Genomic DNA, 19509 nt, shown 5'->3' on the forward strand with positions numbered 1-19509 from the left:
CTTCAGCTCAGGGTGGTTTCGGCCAGCCGCGCACGCAACGTGTCGAGGCCCCGTGCGGTCTGGCTCTTCACCGTTCCCGCCGAACAGCCGAGAATCGCGGCCGTCTCCTCGATCGAGAGGTCGCAATAGATGCGCAGTACGACGGCGGCCCGGCGCCCCGGCGGCAGCGCTTCGAGCAGGGCGAACAGCTGCGCCCGGTCGAGCACCCCGGAGTTCAGCTCCACCGCCGGTTCGGGCAGATCTCCCGACAGTTCCTCACGCCGCCACGACCGCCCGCGCTCGTCGAGCCAAGAGCGCACCAGGATCCGGCGCACATACGCGTCGAGATGGTCGACGCCACTCGCCCGCTTCCAATGCCGATAGAGCTTGGTGATCGTGATCGACACCAGATCGTCCGCGAGATGCCAGTCGCGGCAGAGCAGATAGCCCGTCCGCCGCAACACCTCCATCCGAGACGTGACGTACTCCCGGTACGCCGTTTCTTCGGACCGCTTCACCCAGGCCTCCCGTGGTTTTCGCTCACACCTCCTACAACCGGGGGTGAGCGCGCCGGGGTTGCTCGGCCGGGAGTGATTTTATGAGGTCCAGTGTTCCGGGAAGCCGGACATCGCGACCAGCGTGGGATCGTCAACATCGGTCGCGGTCGCGGCGCTGCAGACCGCTTTGGCCGCGGCCGTAGTGGTGCCGAGGGTCTCCGCGGTCTCGGCCGCGGAGAAAGCCAGCACTTCGCGCAGGACGAGGATCGCCCGTTGGCGAGCGGGCAGGAGACGTCGGCGAAGTTGACGCCTGCCGCGGTCACGCGGATCAGGACCCTCACCCGCTCCGGGGTTCGGCACCGACGCGTCGGTGATCAGGCGCAGGTCACGCGGACCGGCCAGGGAAGTCCGCTGCATGGTCGCTGGAACGGTCGTCGGCGGTCAGCCTTAGCTTCTCGGCGTACCTGAGGGGAGACGCGGGCCGCGTCTCCCCTCAGGTAGACCCCGGTCATGGCGAAAGGAATCGACCGCGTTTCGAAAGATGCCGGGGCGCCGGGGGAGGCGGGGCGCAGGCGACTTCGTGTCCTCGGTGGCGGTCAGCAGGCCCTGACGATGACCGAGTGCGCCTTGCTGCCGAGGTCGAGGATCTTCACGTCCTTGTTCCCCGCGGGCACGCGGACCTGATAGGTGCCGGGGTCGACGGGGTAGCCGAAGTAGCTGCCTGCCGGGGCGGCCCCGGTACCCGCGATCATCAAACCGCCGCGGTGGATCGTGGTGGGAACCGCTTTGCCGCAGTTGTTGGAGATGTAGATCTTGCCCTTGGTCGCGGCGGAGGCGGAACCCGCGCCGAGGACCGAGACGGCCAGGCCTGCGGTGGCCAGAACGGTGAGAACGCGCCGGGTGGTCGTCATGGTGCTCCTCTGGTGTTGTCGGGGTCGGCCACAAGTTACCGGCACGCGTAGCGGCGCACTGTCGGTCGAACGAACCACAGCTGAGGGGCAAGCTAAAGGTGGGTCCCCGCGCTCTCCAACAGCTTGCGCACGGGTTCGCTCAGCGCGGCACCGCTCAGGTCCAGGGTCACGAGATCCTTGTTCATCGTTCCCCGGCTCGTGATCCTGAAAATGGTCCCCTTTCCCGTGGCGGGATCGAAGTTCCGCAGCCACGGGCCACCGCTGGAACCACCGGCGAGGTCGCACTCGGTCTTCCACGAAACGCTGACCGAGTTCGCGTCGAGCGCGGCGGGTCGCGCGCAGGAGAACAACGCCTCACCGCCCGCAGCCTTCGACACCGGGTAGCCGAGTGGTTCGGCCGAGCACCCGCAGATACGCCTGAGTGACGAGCGTTGTCGTGAGTGGCGATTCGGGCCAGAGCCAAGGGTGTTTTAGCTACCTACGGCGGAATGAGCCCGTTAGCGGCCGGGCCGACAGTACGTGATGGCCCCCTTCCTTGCGCCTAGCGCAAGGAAGGGGGCCATCACGTACTTCACGCCAGCCACTCACGACGCAGCGAGATCAACTCCGCAGATCGATGTAGGCGACGGCCGCTTGCCCGGCGAGCACCACGTAGGCGTGCGTGCCGTCCTGGGTGACCGCGATGCCGTACGGGTAGGCGCCCGCGGGCAGCTTGCGCACCAGCGTGTTCGTGCGCGTGTCGAACTCGGCGAGCGTGCCCTGCGTCGTGTCGCTCGCCCTGCTGCCCGCATAGACCCGGCTTCCGTCCGGGCTGATGGCGAGTCGGTGGCCGTTCTGCAGCCCCGGCACGCGCGTGACGACCTCGTGCGCGACCAGGTCGACGACGACGAGCGCGCTGCCACCGTTCTGATAGGCGCGTGTTCCGTCCGGGGAAAGCACCACGTCGCCGCCTGAGCCGGTCTTCACCGCGTCGGTCACGGTGTTCGTGGCGGTGTCGATCGCGGTGAGCTCGCCGGACTCCGTCGCTGCCCAGATCCTCGTGCCGTCCGGCGCGGTGGCGAGCGCGTAGGCGGAGGTTTCGAGCTTGACCGCGGCCACTTCGGTGTCCGTGGCCGTGTCGAGTACGTGGACCGCTTCCCGTCCGGCAACGTAGACCCGGCCGCCGTCACGCGACACCGTGAGCGAGGTCGGGTAGTCGCCGCCGAACACGGAGGCGACCATGGTCTCCGAGGCCATGTCGATCACCGAGACGGCGTTCGCGTAGGCGTTCGCGACGTACGCCTTGGACCCGTCCGGGGTGAACGCGACTTCGAAGGGACCACGCTGGACCGCGATGGTGTTCGTGACCTTGTTGGTCGCGGTGTCGACGACGGTCACGGTCGCGTCCGGCGGGCTGGTGACGAGGGCCTTCTTGCCGTCCGGGCTGATCACAACGGCTTCGGGATACTTGCCGGTCGGGATCAAGACGGTCGGATCGGCCGCGTTCGCGACCGCGGTGGACGCGCCGAGCAGTACGGCGGTGACGCCGACGACCACGGCGCGCCGCGTCAAAGTACGTGACATTGTGATTGAAACTCCTTGTCCAGGCACGACGAAGCCGTGCCACCCCAGTTGACGACCCGAACCTAGCTGACGAAGTGAACACCGCACCAGGGGGCCTGTCACGGCGGCCGGGTCGGCTGGCCGCTTCCGCGAGGGCCGGGCGAAAGAGACACGTTCGTCACCGATTCGAACAAATGGGTTCAGCACGATCACCATCAGGTGACGTGCCCACCCTCCCCGCGAGCGATCGTTTCCCGAATGAGCGCACGAGCGTCGCGGATTGTCGATTGCCGATCGGCGAATCAGGGACGGTAAATCGTGCAGGCTCCACTCACAAGAGTGAGGAGATCCGGAAACACTCGAGCCCACTGAGCCGGAAAGGGGAACCACCGGTGCAACTCAAATGGCGGCATTCTACCGGTACTTCCTTGTCGTAACGTCGAATGAGGAGCGTGTCTTCAGTACACACCCCGCAACGAATTCCGCAATATTTGGAGGCTTTCGTGATTCGACGTCCTCTGCGCAGAATGGCCGCCCTACTCGGCGCCGCGGCGTCCGCGACCGCGTTCGCGACCCCGGCTTCGGCGGCGACTCCGGTGCAGAGCGAAGCGGCCGGCCCGGCCGCGCTGGCCGCCACGCAGCAGCGCCTCGGCGGTTCGCTCGGCGCCGCGTTCGCCGGTTCCTGGCTCGACAAGACGACCGGCGAGCTGGTCGTCGGCACCACCGACGCGAGCCACTCGGCGCGGATCCGCGCGGCGGGGCGCGATCCCGAAACCGCTACGGCACAGCCTGGCGGAACTGAAGAAGATCCAGTCCACATTGGACAACAGAGCCGCCGGCGTGCCCGCTTCGGTCGCCGGCTGGTACATCGACGCGCCCACGAACGAGGTCGTGGTGAGCGTGGTGGGCGGCGACCCCGCGGGCCGGGCCTGGGCGACGGCCGCCGGAGTCCCGGTCCGAGTGGCACAAGTGAAGAGCGCGCCGCGGCCGCTGTGGGCGGTCATCGGCGGGCAGGGACTCTACTTCAGCGGCGGGGCTTGCTCTGTCGGGTTCAACGCCTACGACGACGATGACCATTACGTGATCACCGCGGGCCACTGCACCGAACTCGGCGGCACGGTACGCGGTGTCGACGGCACGATCGGCAAGGTCGCGCGGTCGTCCTTCCCCGGCAACGACTACGGGACCGTCGAAGTGACCCAATCGGACGTCTCGACCCCGCCCCGCGTCGATCGGTACGAGGACGGTTCGGACGTGCGGATCGAAGGCGCCGACGTCGTCGGGGTCGGTGGCCGGATCTGCCGGTCCGGGATCACCACCCATTGGCAGTGCGGGCGGGTGGAAGCCTTGGACCAGACGGTGAACTACGGCAACGGGAACATCGTCAAGGGTCTCACGCAGACCGACGCCTGCGCCGAACCGGGCGACTCCGGCGGTTCGTTCGTCAGCCGTCCTTCGTCGGGTTCCGGCACGAAACTCGTGCAGGCGCAGGGGATGACCTCGGGCGGATCCGGTGACTGCGACGAAGGCGGCACCACTTTCTTCCAGCCTGTCAAGGAGGTGCTCGACCGCTACGATCTGACCCTCGAAAAGGACTGATCACCCTGGCAGGGGGCGGCCGAGTTCCCCGGCCGCCCCCGTCGAATTCGACGGGGCTGTATCAGGGGCAGGGCAAAGCCGCGTGCCTGTCAAGGAATTCCTCGATCTGCCCGGTAAGGTCGCGCGCCTCGCCGACCAGCGTCTCGATTTCGGCCCACCGGTGGCGGATCCGCTCGTCGTCGGCGATCAGTGTGCCGGAAACCATGCTCAGGAACAGATTCGTGTCCACCGCGACCTCGGCGAGCCGCAGGAAGGGACGGAGGTCCTCCTGGGTCCCCACTCCGTGCGCGGCCGCCCATTCGCGGGCCCGCATCCCGGCGTCGTGGCAGGCGTCGACGAGGAAGGACCGGATCTCGTGCGGCCGGTTTCCCGCGCGAGCGGGTGTTTTTCCCGTCAGTGGGAGAATGTTCCACGCCACCGAGAGCAGGCAGTCGGCCACGTCATCCATCGACTCCACGTCCACGGCGGGGAGTGTTCCGGTCCGCGTCCGCTACCAGGTGGAATGACTCGCGTGAACGGCAGGATAGACCCGATCGGGTAATCGTCCGGGCGTCGACCACCTGCAAACCGGCGAGGAGACCGGACAGTCCTTGGTGATCTTGGGGTCGAATCGCGAGGATGCCGCTGGCGAAGAACAGCAGATTCGCCAACGGCTCGAATCCGTCGTTGACCACCGAAGCCAGGGTGAGCAAGGTGAAGTAGCCGCCGGAACCGGCGAGAAACCGCACGAGCATCCGCCACCCGGCCGGCTTCCCGCCGTCCGGTCCGGCAGGGCGCAGCAACACGACCCGCTGGCCGAAGCTGGCGCCGTTCCCCGCGACAGGGACGACGAGCAGCAGGAGCACCGCGGGCAGCAGCGTGCTGATCAGGGCCGTGACCACGGTGTTCGGTTCGCCCGCCAACAAGGTCGTCACCAACCCGATGGTGGTGCCGAGCAGGATGACCGAGACGACGTCGACGGCCATTCCGAGCAGGCGGCGGCGGGCGGTGACCGGTCGCGGGATCCCGGGCGGCGCGGACGGCTCGTTCCCCGGCAACAGCCGCAGCAAGGGAGCGAGTCCGAAGCCGACGGCGGCGCCGAGGGTGTTGGTCAGCAGGTCGTCGACATCGGCCAGCCGGTACGGGCACTCGAACAGGAACCAGACCCCGGTGAGCTGGGTGCACTCGATGAATAGCGAGACCGCGAGTCCGATCGCGACGGTGGCCGGGAAGCTCCGCCGGAAGAGGTGCCGCACGAACATCCCCAGCGGCACGAACAAGGCGACGTTGAACACCGCCTGCTGGAGCGCGGGATTGCGCAGGAACGCCCGCAGGCCGTTCCCGAGCTGTTCGCGGCGGATGTCGGCGATGAACTGGAACGGTCGCAGTTGCAGGTGACTCGCCGCGTGTTCGGCGCACCACGCCGCCGTCGTCTGCGGGATGGGAAGCAACGTGTAGGTCCACAAGGACATGACGTAGACCAGGAATCCGAACGCCAGCAGGACCCGCCAGAGCCCGAGTTCGCCGCGGCGGCGGTAACTCGCCGCGATGTACGGGACGGCCAGGAGGCCCGCGAACACGAAGCCCGCGAACACCGCGATGACCGCGGAGACGGTCGGATCAGTCACTCGCGGAAGCTAGCAACGCCCGCTCCGGCGCACCCGTTACGCCACCTGGCCGGGTGACGGCATCGGCCGAAGCGAGGGCACGCTGATGCGCGAGCGCCGCGATGGCGAACGTCAGGTGGACGACGACCCAATTGCGGTCTTCGCGGTGGACCCGCTGCAACAGGTCGAGCGTGGCGTCCCCGGGACTACGGCCCTGACGGCAGGCGTCGATGAACGCCTGGGTCAGTTCGTCGACGTTGTGCCGGAACTCGGCGAACGCGTCGGCGGGTTGGGCGTTGGAACAGCAATCCACGGTCACGTCACTCAGCGTTTCACGACGCGACACAAAGTTACGACTTGGCCGGGGTGGAATCACTCACGTGAGGTAGCCCCACAGCGATGTCTGTGCTCTGCGTCACGCCGAGGCGAACTTGGCGGGCATCCGACGCTCCCGGTCGGCCGCCTTCGCCCGGCGGGTGACCGGGAAGCGCTGGTCGAGTTCGACGAGCAGCGGGGTCACCGCCATCAGCGCCAGCAGGGCGAGTCCGGCGTAAGCGCCCAGGGTCGCGACGATCGTCATTTCCGCCTCCTGATTCCCGTGCCGCCTGGTTTCGGCGGCCTGTAACCAGGATCGCCGTCCGGCGGGTGCGGCGGATCGGTCATCCGGCGGAGGCACCTCGACCGGTCGGCCTTTTCCGCGCTGTCCGTTCGGCCGACCCCGGACGGGTCAGTCGCCGGAGGCCCGCTTACCCGAAGGACGACGGTGCAGCAGATCGAATCGCGACCACATGGCCTCGGCCGCTTCGATGGACTCACTGGTCCGGGCGGGATCGACGGCGGCGAGTTGCGCGACGATGGCCTGCACCAGGCTCATTCCGGCGGTCAAGGACGGGAAGAAGGTGACGCCCTCGGCGGGCACCATCAGCACCTGCTCGACGGCGCCCGCCAGCGCGGGGCTGGCCGCGTCGGTGATGGCGAAGGCGCGCGCTCCCCTGGCCTTGGCTTCGTTCGCGGCGAGCACGGTGCTTTCGTACAGCCGCCAGAAACTGATCGCGATGAGCACGTCGTCGGCGGTGAGTTTCGCCGTGGCGTTGGCGAGTTCGGCGTCGCCGGCGGTGATCGCGTGAACGTCGTAACCGGCGAGCCGCGCGTTGTGCGCGAAGGCGATCCCCACGGCTGCGTAACTGCCATCGGCGATGACGACGGTGCGGCGCGCGGCGGCGACCGCCTCGGCGACGTTGCGGATCTCGTCCTCGTCGAACCGGCGGTTGAGCAGAGCGAGGCTGTCGAGGTCGCGGCGCAGCGACGCCGAACCCGGCGAGTCGACGTCCCGGTGTTCCTCGGCCACCTGCGGCGCGCTCAGCGAGGACATGTACCGCGCCCGCAGTTCCTGTTGCAGCGCGGGCCAGCCGGCGAAACCCAGCGCCTGTGCGGTCCGGGTGACGGTGGCGACGTTGACCCCGGCGAGCTGGGCGAGCTCGGCCGTCGAGCCGAACGACGCCCGGCGCGGCTGGGAGACCAGCACTTCGAGCACGGCGGCCGACTTCGGGCGCAACCCGCGTTCCGGCGTCCGATCCCGAAGCCATGCCTCGAAACCGTCGTCGGTTCCCGTCTCTGCCACGCACACCCTCCCTCGACCGCGTCACGGTAACGCATAGTGCTCGTCGAGCCACGTGCAACAACCATTGCAGTTTTAACGAAACGCAGTATACGTTGTCCGCACTCTTCGTCGCCCGAACACGGAAGGCGTTCCCCATGACGCTTCTGGCACGACTGGACCGGCTCCCCTTGAGCCGCCCCCACTACAAACTCCTGCTCATCGGCGGACTCGGCTACACCTTCGACGGAATGGACTCCGCCGTGGTCGCCTTCCTCCTGCCGAGCGCGAAAGCTGCCTGGGACCTCGACAACGGCCAGCTCGGGCTGATCGGTTCGGCGACGCCGTTCGGCTTCCTCTTCGGCGCTATCGCGGCCGGCTTGCTGGGCGATCGCATCGGCCGCAAGAAGGTCATGATGTACGCCCTTGCCTTCTACGCGGTGTTCTCGGTACTCGCCGCCTTCTCCCCCAACTACGAGATCTTCCTGGGCGCCCGGGTGCTGGCCGGAGCGGGCGCGGGCGCCGAAAGCGCGATCATCGCCCCGTTCCTGTCGGAGTTCGTCCCCGCCAAACGACGCGGCTGGTTCGTCGGCGCGCTGGCAGGCTTCTTCTCGTTCGGGTTCGTGGCCGCCGCGCTGATCGGGCGCTTCGTCGTCCCGACGGTGCCGGAGGGCTGGCGCGTCGCTCAGCTGATCACCGCGCTGCCGATCGTCATGCTGCTGTGGTGGCGCCGGTCCCTGCCGGAATCACCGCGGTTCCTCGTCGCGAACGGGCGGCACGCGGAGGCGGAGAAGATCGTCATCAAACTCGAACGCGACGTCGAAAAGGCGACGGGGCAGGCACTTCCGGCCGTGGCCGAGACCGATGCCCAGCCGGCGACGGAGACGCCGAAGGTCAATCTCCTCAGCGCGCTGAAGTTCCTCTGGAGCCCCGCGATGGCACGCCGGACGGCGGTGATCTGGACCGTCTGGTTCGTGATCACGTTCTCCTACTACGGTTTCTTCTCCTGGATCCCCACGCTGCTCGTGCAGCGCGGGATCACGGTGACCAAGAGCTTCGAGTTCTCCATCATCATCTACCTGGCCCAGATTCCCGGGTATTTCTCCGCCGCCTGGCTCTCCGAACGGCTCGACCGTAAGCACACCATCGCGCTGTATCTGGCGGGCTCCGCGGTGAGCGCGTTCTGGCTGAGCCAAATGGACGCGCCGTGGTCGATCACCCTCGCCGGGGCGGTGCTGTCGTTCTTCCTCAACGGCACCTACGCCGGCGTCTACTCCTACACCCCCGAGGTGTTCCCGACCTGGATCCGCGCCAGCGGGACCGGGCTGTCCAGCGCGTTCGGCCGGGTCGGCAGCATCCTGGCCCCGACGATCATCGGCCTGTCGGCGGCGAGCCTCGGCTTCGCCGGTGTCTTCGGCCTCACCACCGCCGTCCTGGCGGCCGGGGTGGTGTGCGTGGTCGTGTTCGGCCTGTCCACCGCCGGTCGCTCCCTGGAAGAACTGACCGAGCACGGTGCCCCCGTGAAGACCGCGAAGGAGATGACGAAGTGACCGTGTCACTGTCCACTGTGGAGGACAAGACCCGCGCCACGATCGGCGTGCGCCTGTTCACCGTACTGGCGTGGGTGCCCGAACGACAGGCGCTACGACGCGTGCACAGCAGCCACCCGGCGGAATACCCGGTGGGCGGCGAGAAGACCGTCGAGGTGGCCGCGGGCTGGCTGGACCGGTGCATCACCGGGCAGAAACCCTATTTCGGGGCGGACAGCGCGGCGGTACGGGAGATCTTCGCCGACCACGAACTCATCGAGCGGCTGGGCTGCGGCGCGGTGATCAACGTGCCGGTGGTGGACGACGGCCGCACGCTCGGCGTCCTCAACATCCTCGACGCGGAAGGCAGCTACGACGACGATTCCGTCGTGGCGGCCCGTTCCCTGGCACCGTTGGCGGTCCCGGCCCTGCGCGAAATCCTGGAGACGCGATGAACGGATCACTGCTGCTGCGCAACGCCCGGCTGCTCGACCCGGCCAAGGGCGAGTACACCGAGGGCGACCTCCGGTGCGAGGACGGCCGCATCGTCGAGATCGGCACGGGTCTCACCGCCGGTGACGGCCGGACCGAGGACCTGCGCGGCGCGGTCGTGCTGCCCGGTCTGGTCGACGCCCACGTGCACGTGACCGCGTCGACGGCGGATCTCGGATCGCTCGCCTCGTCGTCACCGTCCTATGTGGCCGCGCACAGCGCGCGCACGATGAGCCGGATGCTGGACCGCGGCTTCACCACGGTCCGCGATGCCTCGGGCGCGGACTACGGCCTCGCCGACGCGCAGGCCGAGGGCTTGTTCCGGGGTCCCCGACTGCTGTTCTGCGGACGCGCGCTGAGTCAGACGGGCGGGCACGGCGACAGCCGGACCCGCGGCGCCAACGCCAGTGACGACCACCCGTGCTGCGCGGGTCTCGGCAGGCTCGCCGACGGGGTCGACGCGGTCCGCGCGGCGGCGCGCGACGAACTCCGCAAGGGAGCGCACCACATCAAGGTGATGGCCTCCGGCGGTGTCGCCTCCCCCACCGACCGGATCGACTCGACGCAGTATTCCGCCGACGAACTGCGCGCGATCGTCGAGGAGGCGGAAGCGGCCAACCGCTACGTCGCCGCGCACGCCTACACCGCTCGTGCGGTGAACCGCGCGCTGGAACTGGGCGTGCGGTCGATCGAGCACGGCAACCTGATCGACGATCTCAGTGTCGAACTGTTCCGCCGGCACGACGCGTATCTCGTTCCCACCCTGGTCACGTACTGGGCGTTGAAGGAGGAAGGGCGCGAGCACGGGCTGCCGGAAGCCAGCTGGCGCAAGGTCGACGAGGTGCTCGGTGCGGGGATGGCCGCACTGGAGCGAGCCGCTCGCGGCGGGGTGAAACTGGTCTACGGCAGCGATCTCCTCGGCGGGATGCACCGGCACCAGAACCACGAATTCCGGCTGCGCGGCGAGGTCCAGCCCGCGCTTGACATCCTCCGGTCGGCGACCTCGACCGCCGCGGACCTGCTGAACCTGACCGGCGAGATCGGCACGCTCGCTCCCGGCGCGCACGCGGATCTGCTCGTCGTGGACCGCGATCCGCTGGCGGACATCGGTGTCCTGGCCGAACCGGAGAAGTTCCGGCACGTCATCCAGGGCGGGACCGTGGTCTCCGGCTGACCCGTTATTGAGGGGTAAGGCAAAGGTGTCGCGTTGCGTGCGACGTCGGCTCGCGCCGCGGCCGGATGTCCCCAATGACGCATTGGGGACACTGACAGTCTCCAATGCCGCATTGGAGACATGCCCGCCTCCCGATTGCCTGCTCACACCACCAGGGATGACCAGCCTCCCCCCAGCCCTCAAGAAGGTGTCGCGAAAGCCGCTTCCGCAACACCAACCCTGCCCCCAGGGCATGCCACCTTCGCCTTACCCCTCAAGATAAAGAGGGTTAGTGAGGATGAGGCACAGGTGTCGTGGTCGGCACCTATGCGGTGCGCGTTCCCGCGAAGGCGGCGCCCGCTGCTCGTGTCGCGAAAGCCACTTTCAGGACATGTGATGGCCCGAAAGTGGCTTTCGCGACACCTTCGCCCTATCCCTCAATAACGCCCCAAAATCCACACCGTGAGAGACGCGGCCCGGCAGCAGGACCGGTCGACAGCCGTTGGCACCGGACTACGCCGGTCGGTTTCCAGGTACGGGCCGGACCCGGTCGAGCTTCGGCGGCCGGACCGGTGACCTCGCCTCCAGGTACTTCCAGAGCGCGTCCGCGCCGGAGTAGATGCTCCGATCCTGTTTCCTGGCCTCGAAAAGCGCCGTGAACCCGGGTGTGGCGTTGCGGGCGAAGAAGTTGTTGGCCAGAGTCGCGATCCGGTACTCGCGGTCGGCCTTCACCGGCTTCCCGTTGATCCGGATCTTCTTGAGATCGACGTGCTGCCCGAGCGGGGCGCCGGGGTCGTAAGTGTAGGAAACGTTGTCGGAAACGGCCATGTGCCGATACGTCACGACGCCGTCGGGCCCCCGCTGCCATTGGCTCTCGATCAGCTCGTCGAGTTTCTTGCCGGTCACCGTCCCGCGCACGACGGCCGGGCCGATGCCGTTCTCGTAGACCGTGCCGAAGACCAGCTCGGAGAACAGCACCCGTCCCGGCGCGTCAGCGGGATTGGCCGGATTGGGAGCGAAAGGGATGTCGCGCAATAGGATTCCTGGCATCGCGACCGCGAGGTCGGCCTGTCCGTCCTTGTTGGCCGCCCAGAGGAACGCATCGGCGGTGACGTTGCCGAGCGTGGACTCCTCGTCGGTGCCGGAGGTGCGGGTAAGGTCGCCGTTGACCGTGGCGACCTGCTGGTTACCCCGCGCGGGGAGCCGGTCCTTCCAGTACTTCGCCATCCGCTGCACCTCGGGATCCGGTGCGACATCACGGGTGTTGGCGTGGCTGACCGACTTCGTCCGGTCGCGGCGGACATCGCCGGTAGCCGGGTCCAGCTCCAAGTTGATCTCGTTGATCAGCCTGCCGTGGTTCGCCGCTTCCACCACCGGGCGGGGATTACCGGCCGGGTCGGGCAGCATGCAGTTCACCAGCGCGTGCCAGTGCCCGCCGACGATGGCGTCCACCGCCGGGCTGATCTGCTTGTTCATGTCGGCAAGCGGGCCGAACGGTGCGGTGCAGTCGTTGTACCCCGCACCGTTCGCTTGCGAGAACCCTTCGTGCACCACGGCGACGATGGCCTGGACGCCCCGCCCGCGGAGCTCCTCGGCGTAACGGTTGATCGTCTCCACCTCGGGCAGGAACTTCAGTTCGCTCGGCCAGTAGGAGAGCTGCTCTTCCGGCGTGTGAGTGGTCGTGGCGTGGATGAATCCCACCGGGAGCGTGCCGCCGCGACCGTCGTCGACCTGCCGCACGTGGTACGGCTCGACCAGCGGCCGGCCGGTGGCTTCGTTGATCACGTTCGCGGAGTAGTAGTCGAAGTCCGCGCCCTGGAAGCGTTTCCCGGTCGAGTCGGTGAAGCAGAGGTCGCGATCGGGGCGGCCCTGGCAGGTGCCCTCCATCATGTGCTTGAGGTAGGCCGGTTTTCGGTCGATCTCGTGGTTGCCCACGGTGGAGAACTCGACGCCGATCATGTTCATGTACTCGATCGTCGGCTCGTTCCAGAACCACGCGGTCTCCGACGGCCAGCCGGAGAAGTCGTCGCCCGCGGAGAACAGTACGGAGTTCTCCGGTGCACGCAGCCGGTTGAGGTGCGAGGCGAGATACGCCCCGCCACCCACGGTTATCGCTGGCTCACCGGCACGCGAGCCGGGCACGGTCGTGGTGTACTCGCCGAAGTAGCCGTGCAGGTCGGTGATCGACAGCAGCTGCACGGGCACTCCGGGCGCGGACTCGGCCGTCGCGGCCGGTGCCAGTGAGACGGCCAGCGACGCGGCGGTGACGATCGCCGCCGTGCGCCATCTCTTGGGTGATGCGGACATGGCAGACCTCCTTACTTCTCGGGGCGGAGCAGGGCGTTGCCCTGTTTGACAGCCTCCACGGCGGCGTCGGGGACGTTGACCGATCCGAGGTACATGTCGTTGAAGATCTGGTTGATTTTGGGTTCCGCCGCGGCGAAGCCGGACACGATCGGGAAATTCACCGTCTTGCCGCGCGCCTCGTCCAGGAACGGCTGGGTGTCGATGCCCTTGGCCTTCCAGTGCTCGACGTAGCGCGGGGCGAGGTCGTTGATGGCCGGGAAGACATAGCCGCCCTCGGCCATGATCGCCTGCGCCTGCGGGGTGGCCAAAAACGACACGAGCTGCTTGGCCTGGTCGGGATGCTCGGTGCGGGAGTAGACCGCCTCGCCGAGGCCGTTGATGATCACGACGCGGCCTGCCTTGCCCGCGGGAAGCGATGCGGTGCCGATCGGAAAGGTCGAGCTGGGGGCGACGAAGGGCAGCAGCGCGTTGTTGGCCGGGAAGACCGCGACCTCGCCGCGCTGGAACATCTCGGTCGCCCGGCCCGCGGGCGGGTTGGTCTGCTCGGCGGGCGGGGACACGTGCCACTTCTTGATCAGGTCGACGCCCCACTGCAACGCCTCGACCGAATCGGGCTCGTTGAAGTTGAACGTGCCGTAGGGCTTGGTGATCGTCGTGCCGCCGTTGCTCGGGATCCAGTTCAGCCACTGCGTGCCCGAGTGGTTCCAGGAGGCGAAGCCCCACCGCTTGACCTTGGCCGGATCGAAGCCGGGTTCATTGGGGTGCTTGCCGTTCACGTCGACGGTGAGCTTCTGCATCAACGGCAGGAACGTCCCGGACCCGTCAGGCGCCCAGGTCAGCGGCTCGGTGGGCATCTCGACGCCCGCCTCGGCGAAGACCTGCTTGTTGTAGAGCATCCCCGGCACGCCCCAGTCTTTGGGGACGGCGTACATCTTTCCCTTGTAGGTGAAAGAATCCACGACGTTGGGGTGGTACTTGTCCTTGGCCAGGCCGGACTGCTCCACGGCGGCGGAGACGTCCATCAACGCGCCCTGCGTCGCCAGTTCGGGGAAGTTCGCGGGCGTCATCCAGAACACGTCGGGCGCGGTTCCGGAGACCATCTCGGTGACGAGCTTGGTCCAGTATTGGTCGTAGGGCTGAAGTTCGATCTTGACATCGATGTTGGGGTGCTTGGCCTTGAACGCCTCGAAGACCTTCTCGTACCCCTTCTGCTGCTGCTCGTCCCAGATTCGGTAGGTCAGTGTCGTCTTGCCGTTGCTGTCGCCGCTGCCGCCGCAGGCGGCGACCAGCCCGACCAGTGCGCCGACTGTCAGCGCGCTGAGCATCTTCCGCCGGAAAGCCGAGAGTTTCATGGGGACACTCCTTCGTGTCACTTGAGTCCGGTCAGGGCGACCGACCGGACGATGTAGCGCTGGAAGAAGACGAAGACGAGCAGCATCGGCAGCAGCGTGAGCAGGCTGCCTGCCATCATCCGGGTGTAGTCGATGCCGATCTCCGAGCGCAGGGCGGCGATCGCGACGGTGACCACGCGAGTGTCCTCGCTGCTGGTGATGATCAGCGGCCACAGGAAGTTGTTCCAGGACGAGATCACCGTGACGATCGCCAGCGTGGCCAGGATCGGCCTGCTCAGCGGCAGGATGATCCGCCACAGGATGGTCAGGTGCCCCGCGCCGTCGATCCGCGCGGCCTCCTCGATCTCGCGCGGGATGCTGCGGAAGAACTGGCGCATCAAGAAGATCCCGTACGGCGTGCCGAAGACGTACGGCGCGACGAGCCCGTACCAGCTGTTCACCAAGTCGAGCTCACGCATGATCAGGAACAGCGGGATCAGGGTCACCACGTTGGGCACCATCAGGGTGGCCAGGTACAGCCAGAACAGCGAGTTGCGGCCCCGGAAGTCCAAGCGCGCGAACGCATACGCCGCCAGCGTGGTGAAAATCAGCTGCCCCACGGTGAGGACGGTGACGAAGATGAAGGTGTTGAGGATGGACCGCGCGAAGTCCGAGCCCAGCAGCGCGCCGAGGTTTTCTAGCGTCGGTGAGGACGGCGGCGCCCACGGTGCCGCCTCGAAGAGCTCACCACGCGGTTTCAACGCGGTCGAGACGATCAGCCAGTACGGGAAGACCGACATGGCCGCCCCGATGATCAGCGTCGCGTAGAGGGCGGCGCGGCGGGAAGGCCGCCGTCGCCGGGTCGTCATGGTCACGGTCGGCCCCTCTCAGGTCAGGTCGTAGGTCGTGGTGCGGTTGAAGTACCGGACCTGCGCCATGGTGACCGCGAGGATGATCAGGAACAGCACCATCGCGATGGCGGAGGCGTAGCCGAACTCGAACTGCCGGAACGCGGTTTGATAGATCGTGTAGTTGATGACCTCGGTGCTGTTGCCGGGACCGCCGTTGGTCATCACGAAAACGGTGTCGAAGACCTGGAACGAGCCGATCACGTTGGTGACGAGGACAAAGAACAGCGTCGGGCGCAACAGCGGCAGTGTGATCGAGAAGAACTGCCGGACCGGCGACGCCCCGTCCAGCGAGGCCGCCTGGTAGAAGTCCTTCGGGATGGACTGCAACCCGGCGAGGAAGAACAGCATGTTATAGCCCGCGAACTGCCACACCTGCGTCGACGCCACCGCGGGCAGCGCGAGGCCGGACGAGGACAGCCAACTCGGCCCGGCGATCCCGAAGATCTCCAGGAAAGAGTTGACCGCGCCGTTGGCCGGGTCGAAGATCCAGCCCCACACCAGTCCCATCACCACCGGCGTCGCCATCCAGGGCAGGACGAACATCGCGCGAAAGATCTTCACGCCGCGCACTCGCTGGTTGAGCAGCAGTGCGAGCAACAAGGCCAGCACCGTCTGCACCGGGATGGTCAGGACCACGTAGGCGATGGTCACCAGCAGCGAGTGGCCGATCCCGCCGTCGGCGAAGAGCCGCTCGTAGTTGGCCAGCCCGACGAACTCCGGCGTGGCCAGCAGCTTCCAGTCGAACAGGCTCAGCCCGGCGACGATCAGGACTGGCAGCAACAGGAACGCGACGACGCCGAATAGGCTCGGGGCCACGAAGACATAGGCCGTCAGGGTTTCCCGCGCCCGCCGACGACGTCCCCGTGGCGGCACCGGCCGGGGCGAGACCGGTGGCGGCGGGGTCGGCACCGTGAGGACCTGAGCCATGGTGGACTCCTTTCCGGAGAGATCAGGCAGGACCGGTTGACGGCGTGAGCAACTCGCGGGTGCGCGTGGCTCCCCACTCGTCGAGGTCGGCGAGGCGATCGCTCGAACACCTCCACCCACCGCTGGAGGCCACGTGATCCGCCCAGCCGGCGCGGTCTTCCACGCGCGGAGACACCAGCAGGCAGTCGGGATCGTTGACCCACAACCGGCCGTGCATGAACTCCCGCGCGGCCCCGGCCAGCCGCGCGCCGAGCTGCGAGGGCTGACTGACGTCCCCGGACTTGGGTTCGACGGCGACCGCGGTGTCCGGGCTGACCCGCATGGCGTCGACGAGTCCCACACTGGGCAGCATCGGCGCGCCGCAGCCGAGAACGGTGGAGTCCGGCCCGACTGCCTCGCGGATGATCCGCATCCCCGCCACGTAGGCGTCGTGCCCCGACACGTCGGCGTGCCGCAGGCCGGGATGCGCTCCGGCGTAGATGTAGTCGATCTTGAAGAACGAAAACCCGGTCGCGACAAGGGACCTGAACACGTCGCCGAGATGCTCCGCCGCGCCCGGGTGCGTCACGTCGAGCACCGCGATGTCCCGGTCCCATTCGCGCATCGCGGGGGTGTCCCGCACCAGCCAGTCCGGATGCTCGGTCGCCACCCGGCTGTCGGCGGCGACGAAGAACGGCGTCAGCCAGATGCCCGCGCGCCGCCCGGTGTCGGCGACGCGTTTCGCCACTCCTTCAAGGGATCCGAAGCCCGGCCGGATGTCGAGCCAGTCCCCGATCGCGCTCTGGTAGCCGTCGTCGAGCTGGATGATCTCCAGCGGCAGCTCCAGTCGTTCGGCGTGCACCAGCGTGTCGGCGATGTCCTGCTCGGTGACCTTGTTCCAGTGCCCGTACCAGCTGCTCCACCCCGGACCGAGCGGACGGACCGCCGTCACGCCACCGGCGGCCGCCACCTCCTCGGCCCAGGCGACAAGTGCGCGCGGGAGGTCGGCGTGCTCGGTCTCCCGGACAGTGCCCAGGCTGGAGACGACGAGCCGGTCCCCGAGCGCCTGCACGCGGATGGAGGGGACTTCGGCGGAGTGATCCACCGCGGACCACGACCGCACCGGGCCGCCGTCGCCCGGGTCGATCACGATAAATCCCTCGCTCTGGAAGCCGGACTCCGGCATCGGCCGGTCGAAGCGGAAGCAGCTCGCCGCGATCTGCGCCGAGGACGGCCGGGGCGAGGTCGCGTCGCCCGGGTAGGTGCCGGTAGGACTCCAGGACTGCCAGCCCTGCTCGAAGACGCGCGCCCGAGCCGGCACACAGGCAACCTCGGCGATCTGGAGGTACATCGGCGTCCCTTCGTGGTGATTCTCGTTCGTTTATGCGCATAATAGGCCTAAAATGAGCACTAGATGCTCACTCTAGATGTCTAGTGAACAAAAAGAAACATGTGCACGCATACAGGAGGCAGCGACCATGAGCCAGGACGACGCGCGACAGCGGGCAGCGCACCTCGTTCCCCAACCGCATTCGGTGCTGCTCGGCGCGGGTGTGCTCCAGCTTCCGGCCGAACTCCCGGTGCGCCTGGACGTGCCGGCGGAGGAACGGGCGGCGGTCCTGCGGGCGATCGCGCTGGTGCCCATGACCAGCAAGGTGGTCACCGAACCCGCAGCTCTGCAGGTGCTGGTCCGCGCGGGCGTGACCCCTCCCGAGGGTTATGTGCTCGACGTGACCGAGGCCGGAGTGACCATCACCGCGGCGGACCGTTCCGGTGTCGTGTATGCCGTGCAGACCCTGCGCCAGCTCCTTCCCGACGCCGCTTACCGGCAGGCCGCGCCGTCGAACACCCGGTGGGTCGCACCAGTCGTCCGCGTCGAGGACAGTCCACGATTCCGCTGGCGAGGAATGCTCCTCGACGTCGCTCGGCACTTCCTGCCCAAGCGGGAAGTGTTGCGCCACATCGACCTGATGAGCGCGCACAAGCTGAACACGCTGCACCTGCACCTCAGCGACGACCAGGGCTGGCGGGTGGAGAGCCTTCGCTTCCCGCGCCTGCACGAGGTCGGCAGCTGGCGGGCGACGAGCCAGGTCAGCCATTACTCCGACGAGGTCGTCCACGACGGCACGCCGCACGGCGGCTACTACACCCGCGACGACCTCGCCGAGGTCGTCGCCTACGCGGCGGACCGCGCGATCACGGTCATCCCGGAGATCGGCGTTCCCGGCCACACCGGCGCCTTGCTGGCCGCCTACCCGGAGTTCGGGTCCCCGTCCGTGCCGGATCGCGCGGTGCACACGAACTGGGGCGTGCACGACGCACTCCTGGCTCCGTCGGAGCAGTCCCTGGAGTTCCTGCGTCTCCTGTTCGACGAACTGCTCCCGTTGTTCCCGTCCCCTTACGTGCACGTGGGTGGCGACGAGTCCGTCCTGCGGGCGTGGGACACCGACCCGGTGGTGCGTGCGTTCGCCGACAAGCGGAGGCTTTCCGGAAGCGCCGAGATCTTCGCCGCCCTGATGGCCGAAGTACGGCAGATGCTGGCTGAGCACGGCAAAACACCGGTCACGTGGGACGACAGCTTTGCCGCGCAAGGAAGCACCGCCGACGCGGGATCGACCACCACGCTGGTCATGGCGTGGCGTGGTGCGGAGGTCGCCCGCCGGGCGGCGGCAGCCGGTCACGACGTCGTGCTCTCGCCGGTCATGCCGACCTACTTCGACTACTTCCAGGAGGCCCACCCCGACGAGCCACTCGCGATCGGCGGCCCGGTCACCCTCGGCGACGTCGCCTCGTGGGAGCCGATCCCGCAGGACTGGTCCGAGGCCGAAAGTGCTCGTGTGCAAGGGATCCAGTGTCAGATGTGGACCGAGCTCGTCGAGGACCCACGACTGGTCGACTACCTCCTGTACCCGCGAACGTGTGCTTTCGCGGAGATAGCTTGGGGTTCCCGCACGCAGGATCTCCTCCGGCGGCTGCCCCGCCACCTCGGCCGGCTGGCGGCGGCCGGAGTCGAGTTCCGTCCGCTGACCGGCCCGGCGCCGTGGCAGCGCGGTGGCACCGGTCGGCGAGCCCATCGCGCCGGGGTCCCGATGGCCGAGCGCCTCGCGAACTACGCCGACGCGGCCGCGACCGGAACTGTGGCGGACATCCCTGATGTGTAAGGACTCCC

20 protein-coding genes and 1 pseudogene are annotated in these 19509 nt (G+C 67.8%); 5 read left to right on the forward strand and 16 right to left on the reverse strand.

Annotated features, from left to right (window positions below; translation table 11 throughout):
- Positions 1–2 precede the first annotated feature (2 nt).
- The 6 genes from ACZ54P_RS32260 to ACZ54P_RS32285 all read right to left on the reverse strand — a co-directional run bounded on the left by ACZ54P_RS32260 (position 3) and on the right by ACZ54P_RS32285 (position 3798).
- The gene (locus tag ACZ54P_RS32260) at positions 3–497 is read right to left on the reverse strand and encodes a SigE family RNA polymerase sigma factor (protein WP_465465372.1); all 495 of its coding nucleotides are present in this window, start codon (positions 495–497) and stop codon (positions 3–5) included.
- Positions 498–575: 78 nt separating this feature from the next.
- Entirely contained in the window at positions 576–893 is a 318-nt protein-coding gene (locus ACZ54P_RS32265) for a sigma factor-like helix-turn-helix DNA-binding protein (protein WP_465465373.1), read from the reverse strand.
- Between the two features lie 179 nt (positions 894–1072).
- Entirely contained in the window at positions 1073–1387 is a 315-nt protein-coding gene (locus ACZ54P_RS32270; protein ID WP_465465374.1) for a hypothetical protein, read from the reverse strand.
- Between the two features lie 92 nt (positions 1388–1479).
- Complete coding sequence (locus ACZ54P_RS32275; protein ID WP_465465375.1) at positions 1480–1764, reverse strand: hypothetical protein; 285 nt, start codon at positions 1762–1764, stop codon at positions 1480–1482.
- A 223-nt stretch (positions 1765–1987) separates the two neighbouring features.
- On the reverse strand, positions 1988–2950 hold the full coding sequence (locus ACZ54P_RS32280) for a YncE family protein (RefSeq protein WP_465465376.1): 963 nt from the start codon (positions 2948–2950) through the stop codon (positions 1988–1990).
- Between the two features lie 515 nt (positions 2951–3465).
- The gene (locus ACZ54P_RS32285) at positions 3466–3798 is read right to left on the reverse strand and encodes a hypothetical protein (RefSeq protein WP_465465377.1); all 333 of its coding nucleotides are present in this window, start codon (positions 3796–3798) and stop codon (positions 3466–3468) included.
- Here ACZ54P_RS32285 and ACZ54P_RS32290 point away from each other — a divergent pair.
- Complete coding sequence (locus tag ACZ54P_RS32290; RefSeq protein WP_465465378.1) at positions 3770–4528, forward strand: S1 family peptidase; 759 nt, start codon at positions 3770–3772, stop codon at positions 4526–4528. The two genes, ACZ54P_RS32285 and ACZ54P_RS32290, sit on opposite strands and share 29 nt — an antisense overlap.
- Before the next feature lie 61 nt (positions 4529–4589).
- On the opposite strand, the gene ACZ54P_RS32295 is transcribed toward ACZ54P_RS32290, so the two are convergent.
- From ACZ54P_RS32295 to ACZ54P_RS32315, 5 genes and pseudogenes are all read right to left on the reverse strand, one after another.
- Positions 4590–4976, reverse strand: a complete 387-nt coding sequence (locus ACZ54P_RS32295) for a hypothetical protein (RefSeq protein WP_465465379.1) — start codon at positions 4974–4976, stop codon at positions 4590–4592.
- Positions 4969–6135, reverse strand: coding sequence for a VanZ family protein (locus ACZ54P_RS32300; protein WP_465465380.1), 1167 nt, complete (start codon positions 6133–6135; stop codon positions 4969–4971). Before ACZ54P_RS32300 ends, ACZ54P_RS32295 begins: the two co-directional genes overlap by 8 nt.
- Positions 6128–6433: a hypothetical protein gene (locus ACZ54P_RS32305; protein WP_465465381.1), complete on the reverse strand. Its 306-nt coding sequence runs from the start codon at positions 6431–6433 to the stop codon at positions 6128–6130. The genes ACZ54P_RS32300 and ACZ54P_RS32305 overlap by 8 nt, the downstream gene beginning before the upstream one ends.
- Positions 6434–6529: 96 nt before the next feature.
- A complete protein-coding gene (locus ACZ54P_RS32310; protein WP_465465382.1) occupies positions 6530–6694 on the reverse strand; it encodes a hypothetical protein in 165 nt (54 codons plus the stop codon).
- Between the two features lie 79 nt (positions 6695–6773).
- Positions 6774–7735, reverse strand: a pseudogene (locus tag ACZ54P_RS32315) (MurR/RpiR family transcriptional regulator).
- A gap of 134 nt (positions 7736–7869) precedes the next feature.
- On the opposite strand from ACZ54P_RS32315, the gene ACZ54P_RS32320 reads away from it, so the two are divergent.
- From ACZ54P_RS32320 to ACZ54P_RS32330, 3 genes are read left to right on the forward strand one after another with little or no spacing between them, the layout of a single operon-like run.
- On the forward strand, positions 7870–9261 hold the full coding sequence (locus tag ACZ54P_RS32320; protein WP_465465383.1) for an MFS transporter: 1392 nt from the start codon (positions 7870–7872) through the stop codon (positions 9259–9261).
- Positions 9258–9695 (forward strand): GAF domain-containing protein, encoded by a 438-nt coding sequence (locus tag ACZ54P_RS32325; protein ID WP_465465384.1) that lies wholly within the window; start codon positions 9258–9260, stop codon positions 9693–9695. The genes ACZ54P_RS32320 and ACZ54P_RS32325 overlap by 4 nt, the downstream gene beginning before the upstream one ends.
- Positions 9692–10906, forward strand: a complete 1215-nt coding sequence (locus tag ACZ54P_RS32330) for a metal-dependent hydrolase family protein (protein WP_465465385.1) — start codon at positions 9692–9694, stop codon at positions 10904–10906. The genes ACZ54P_RS32325 and ACZ54P_RS32330 overlap by 4 nt, the downstream gene beginning before the upstream one ends.
- A 492-nt stretch (positions 10907–11398) precedes the next feature.
- On the opposite strand, the gene ACZ54P_RS32335 is transcribed toward ACZ54P_RS32330, so the two are convergent.
- The 5 genes from ACZ54P_RS32335 to ACZ54P_RS32355 are packed head-to-tail and all read right to left on the reverse strand — an operon-like array spanning position 11399 to position 17691.
- Positions 11399–13192: a bifunctional metallophosphatase/5'-nucleotidase gene (locus ACZ54P_RS32335; protein WP_465465386.1), complete on the reverse strand. Its 1794-nt coding sequence runs from the start codon at positions 13190–13192 to the stop codon at positions 11399–11401.
- A gap of 11 nt (positions 13193–13203) precedes the next feature.
- Complete coding sequence (locus tag ACZ54P_RS32340) at positions 13204–14544, reverse strand: ABC transporter substrate-binding protein (RefSeq protein ID WP_465465387.1); 1341 nt, start codon at positions 14542–14544, stop codon at positions 13204–13206.
- A gap of 17 nt (positions 14545–14561) precedes the next feature.
- A complete protein-coding gene (locus tag ACZ54P_RS32345) occupies positions 14562–15392 on the reverse strand; it encodes a carbohydrate ABC transporter permease (protein ID WP_465465426.1) in 831 nt (276 codons plus the stop codon).
- 18 nt (positions 15393–15410) lie between these two features.
- Positions 15411–16361 carry a carbohydrate ABC transporter permease gene (locus tag ACZ54P_RS32350; protein ID WP_465465388.1) on the reverse strand — a complete coding sequence of 317 codons (951 nt, stop codon included), beginning with the start codon at positions 16359–16361 and terminating at the stop codon, positions 15411–15413.
- A gap of 22 nt (positions 16362–16383) precedes the next feature.
- Complete coding sequence (locus ACZ54P_RS32355) at positions 16384–17691, reverse strand: glycoside hydrolase family 36 protein (protein ID WP_465465389.1); 1308 nt, start codon at positions 17689–17691, stop codon at positions 16384–16386.
- A gap of 127 nt (positions 17692–17818) precedes the next feature.
- Between ACZ54P_RS32355 and ACZ54P_RS32360 the strand changes: the two genes are divergently transcribed.
- Positions 17819–19501: a beta-N-acetylhexosaminidase gene (locus ACZ54P_RS32360; protein WP_465465390.1), complete on the forward strand. Its 1683-nt coding sequence runs from the start codon at positions 17819–17821 to the stop codon at positions 19499–19501.
- Positions 19502–19509 lie beyond the last annotated feature (8 nt).

The organism is Amycolatopsis sp. NPDC034160, assembly GCF_055575355.1.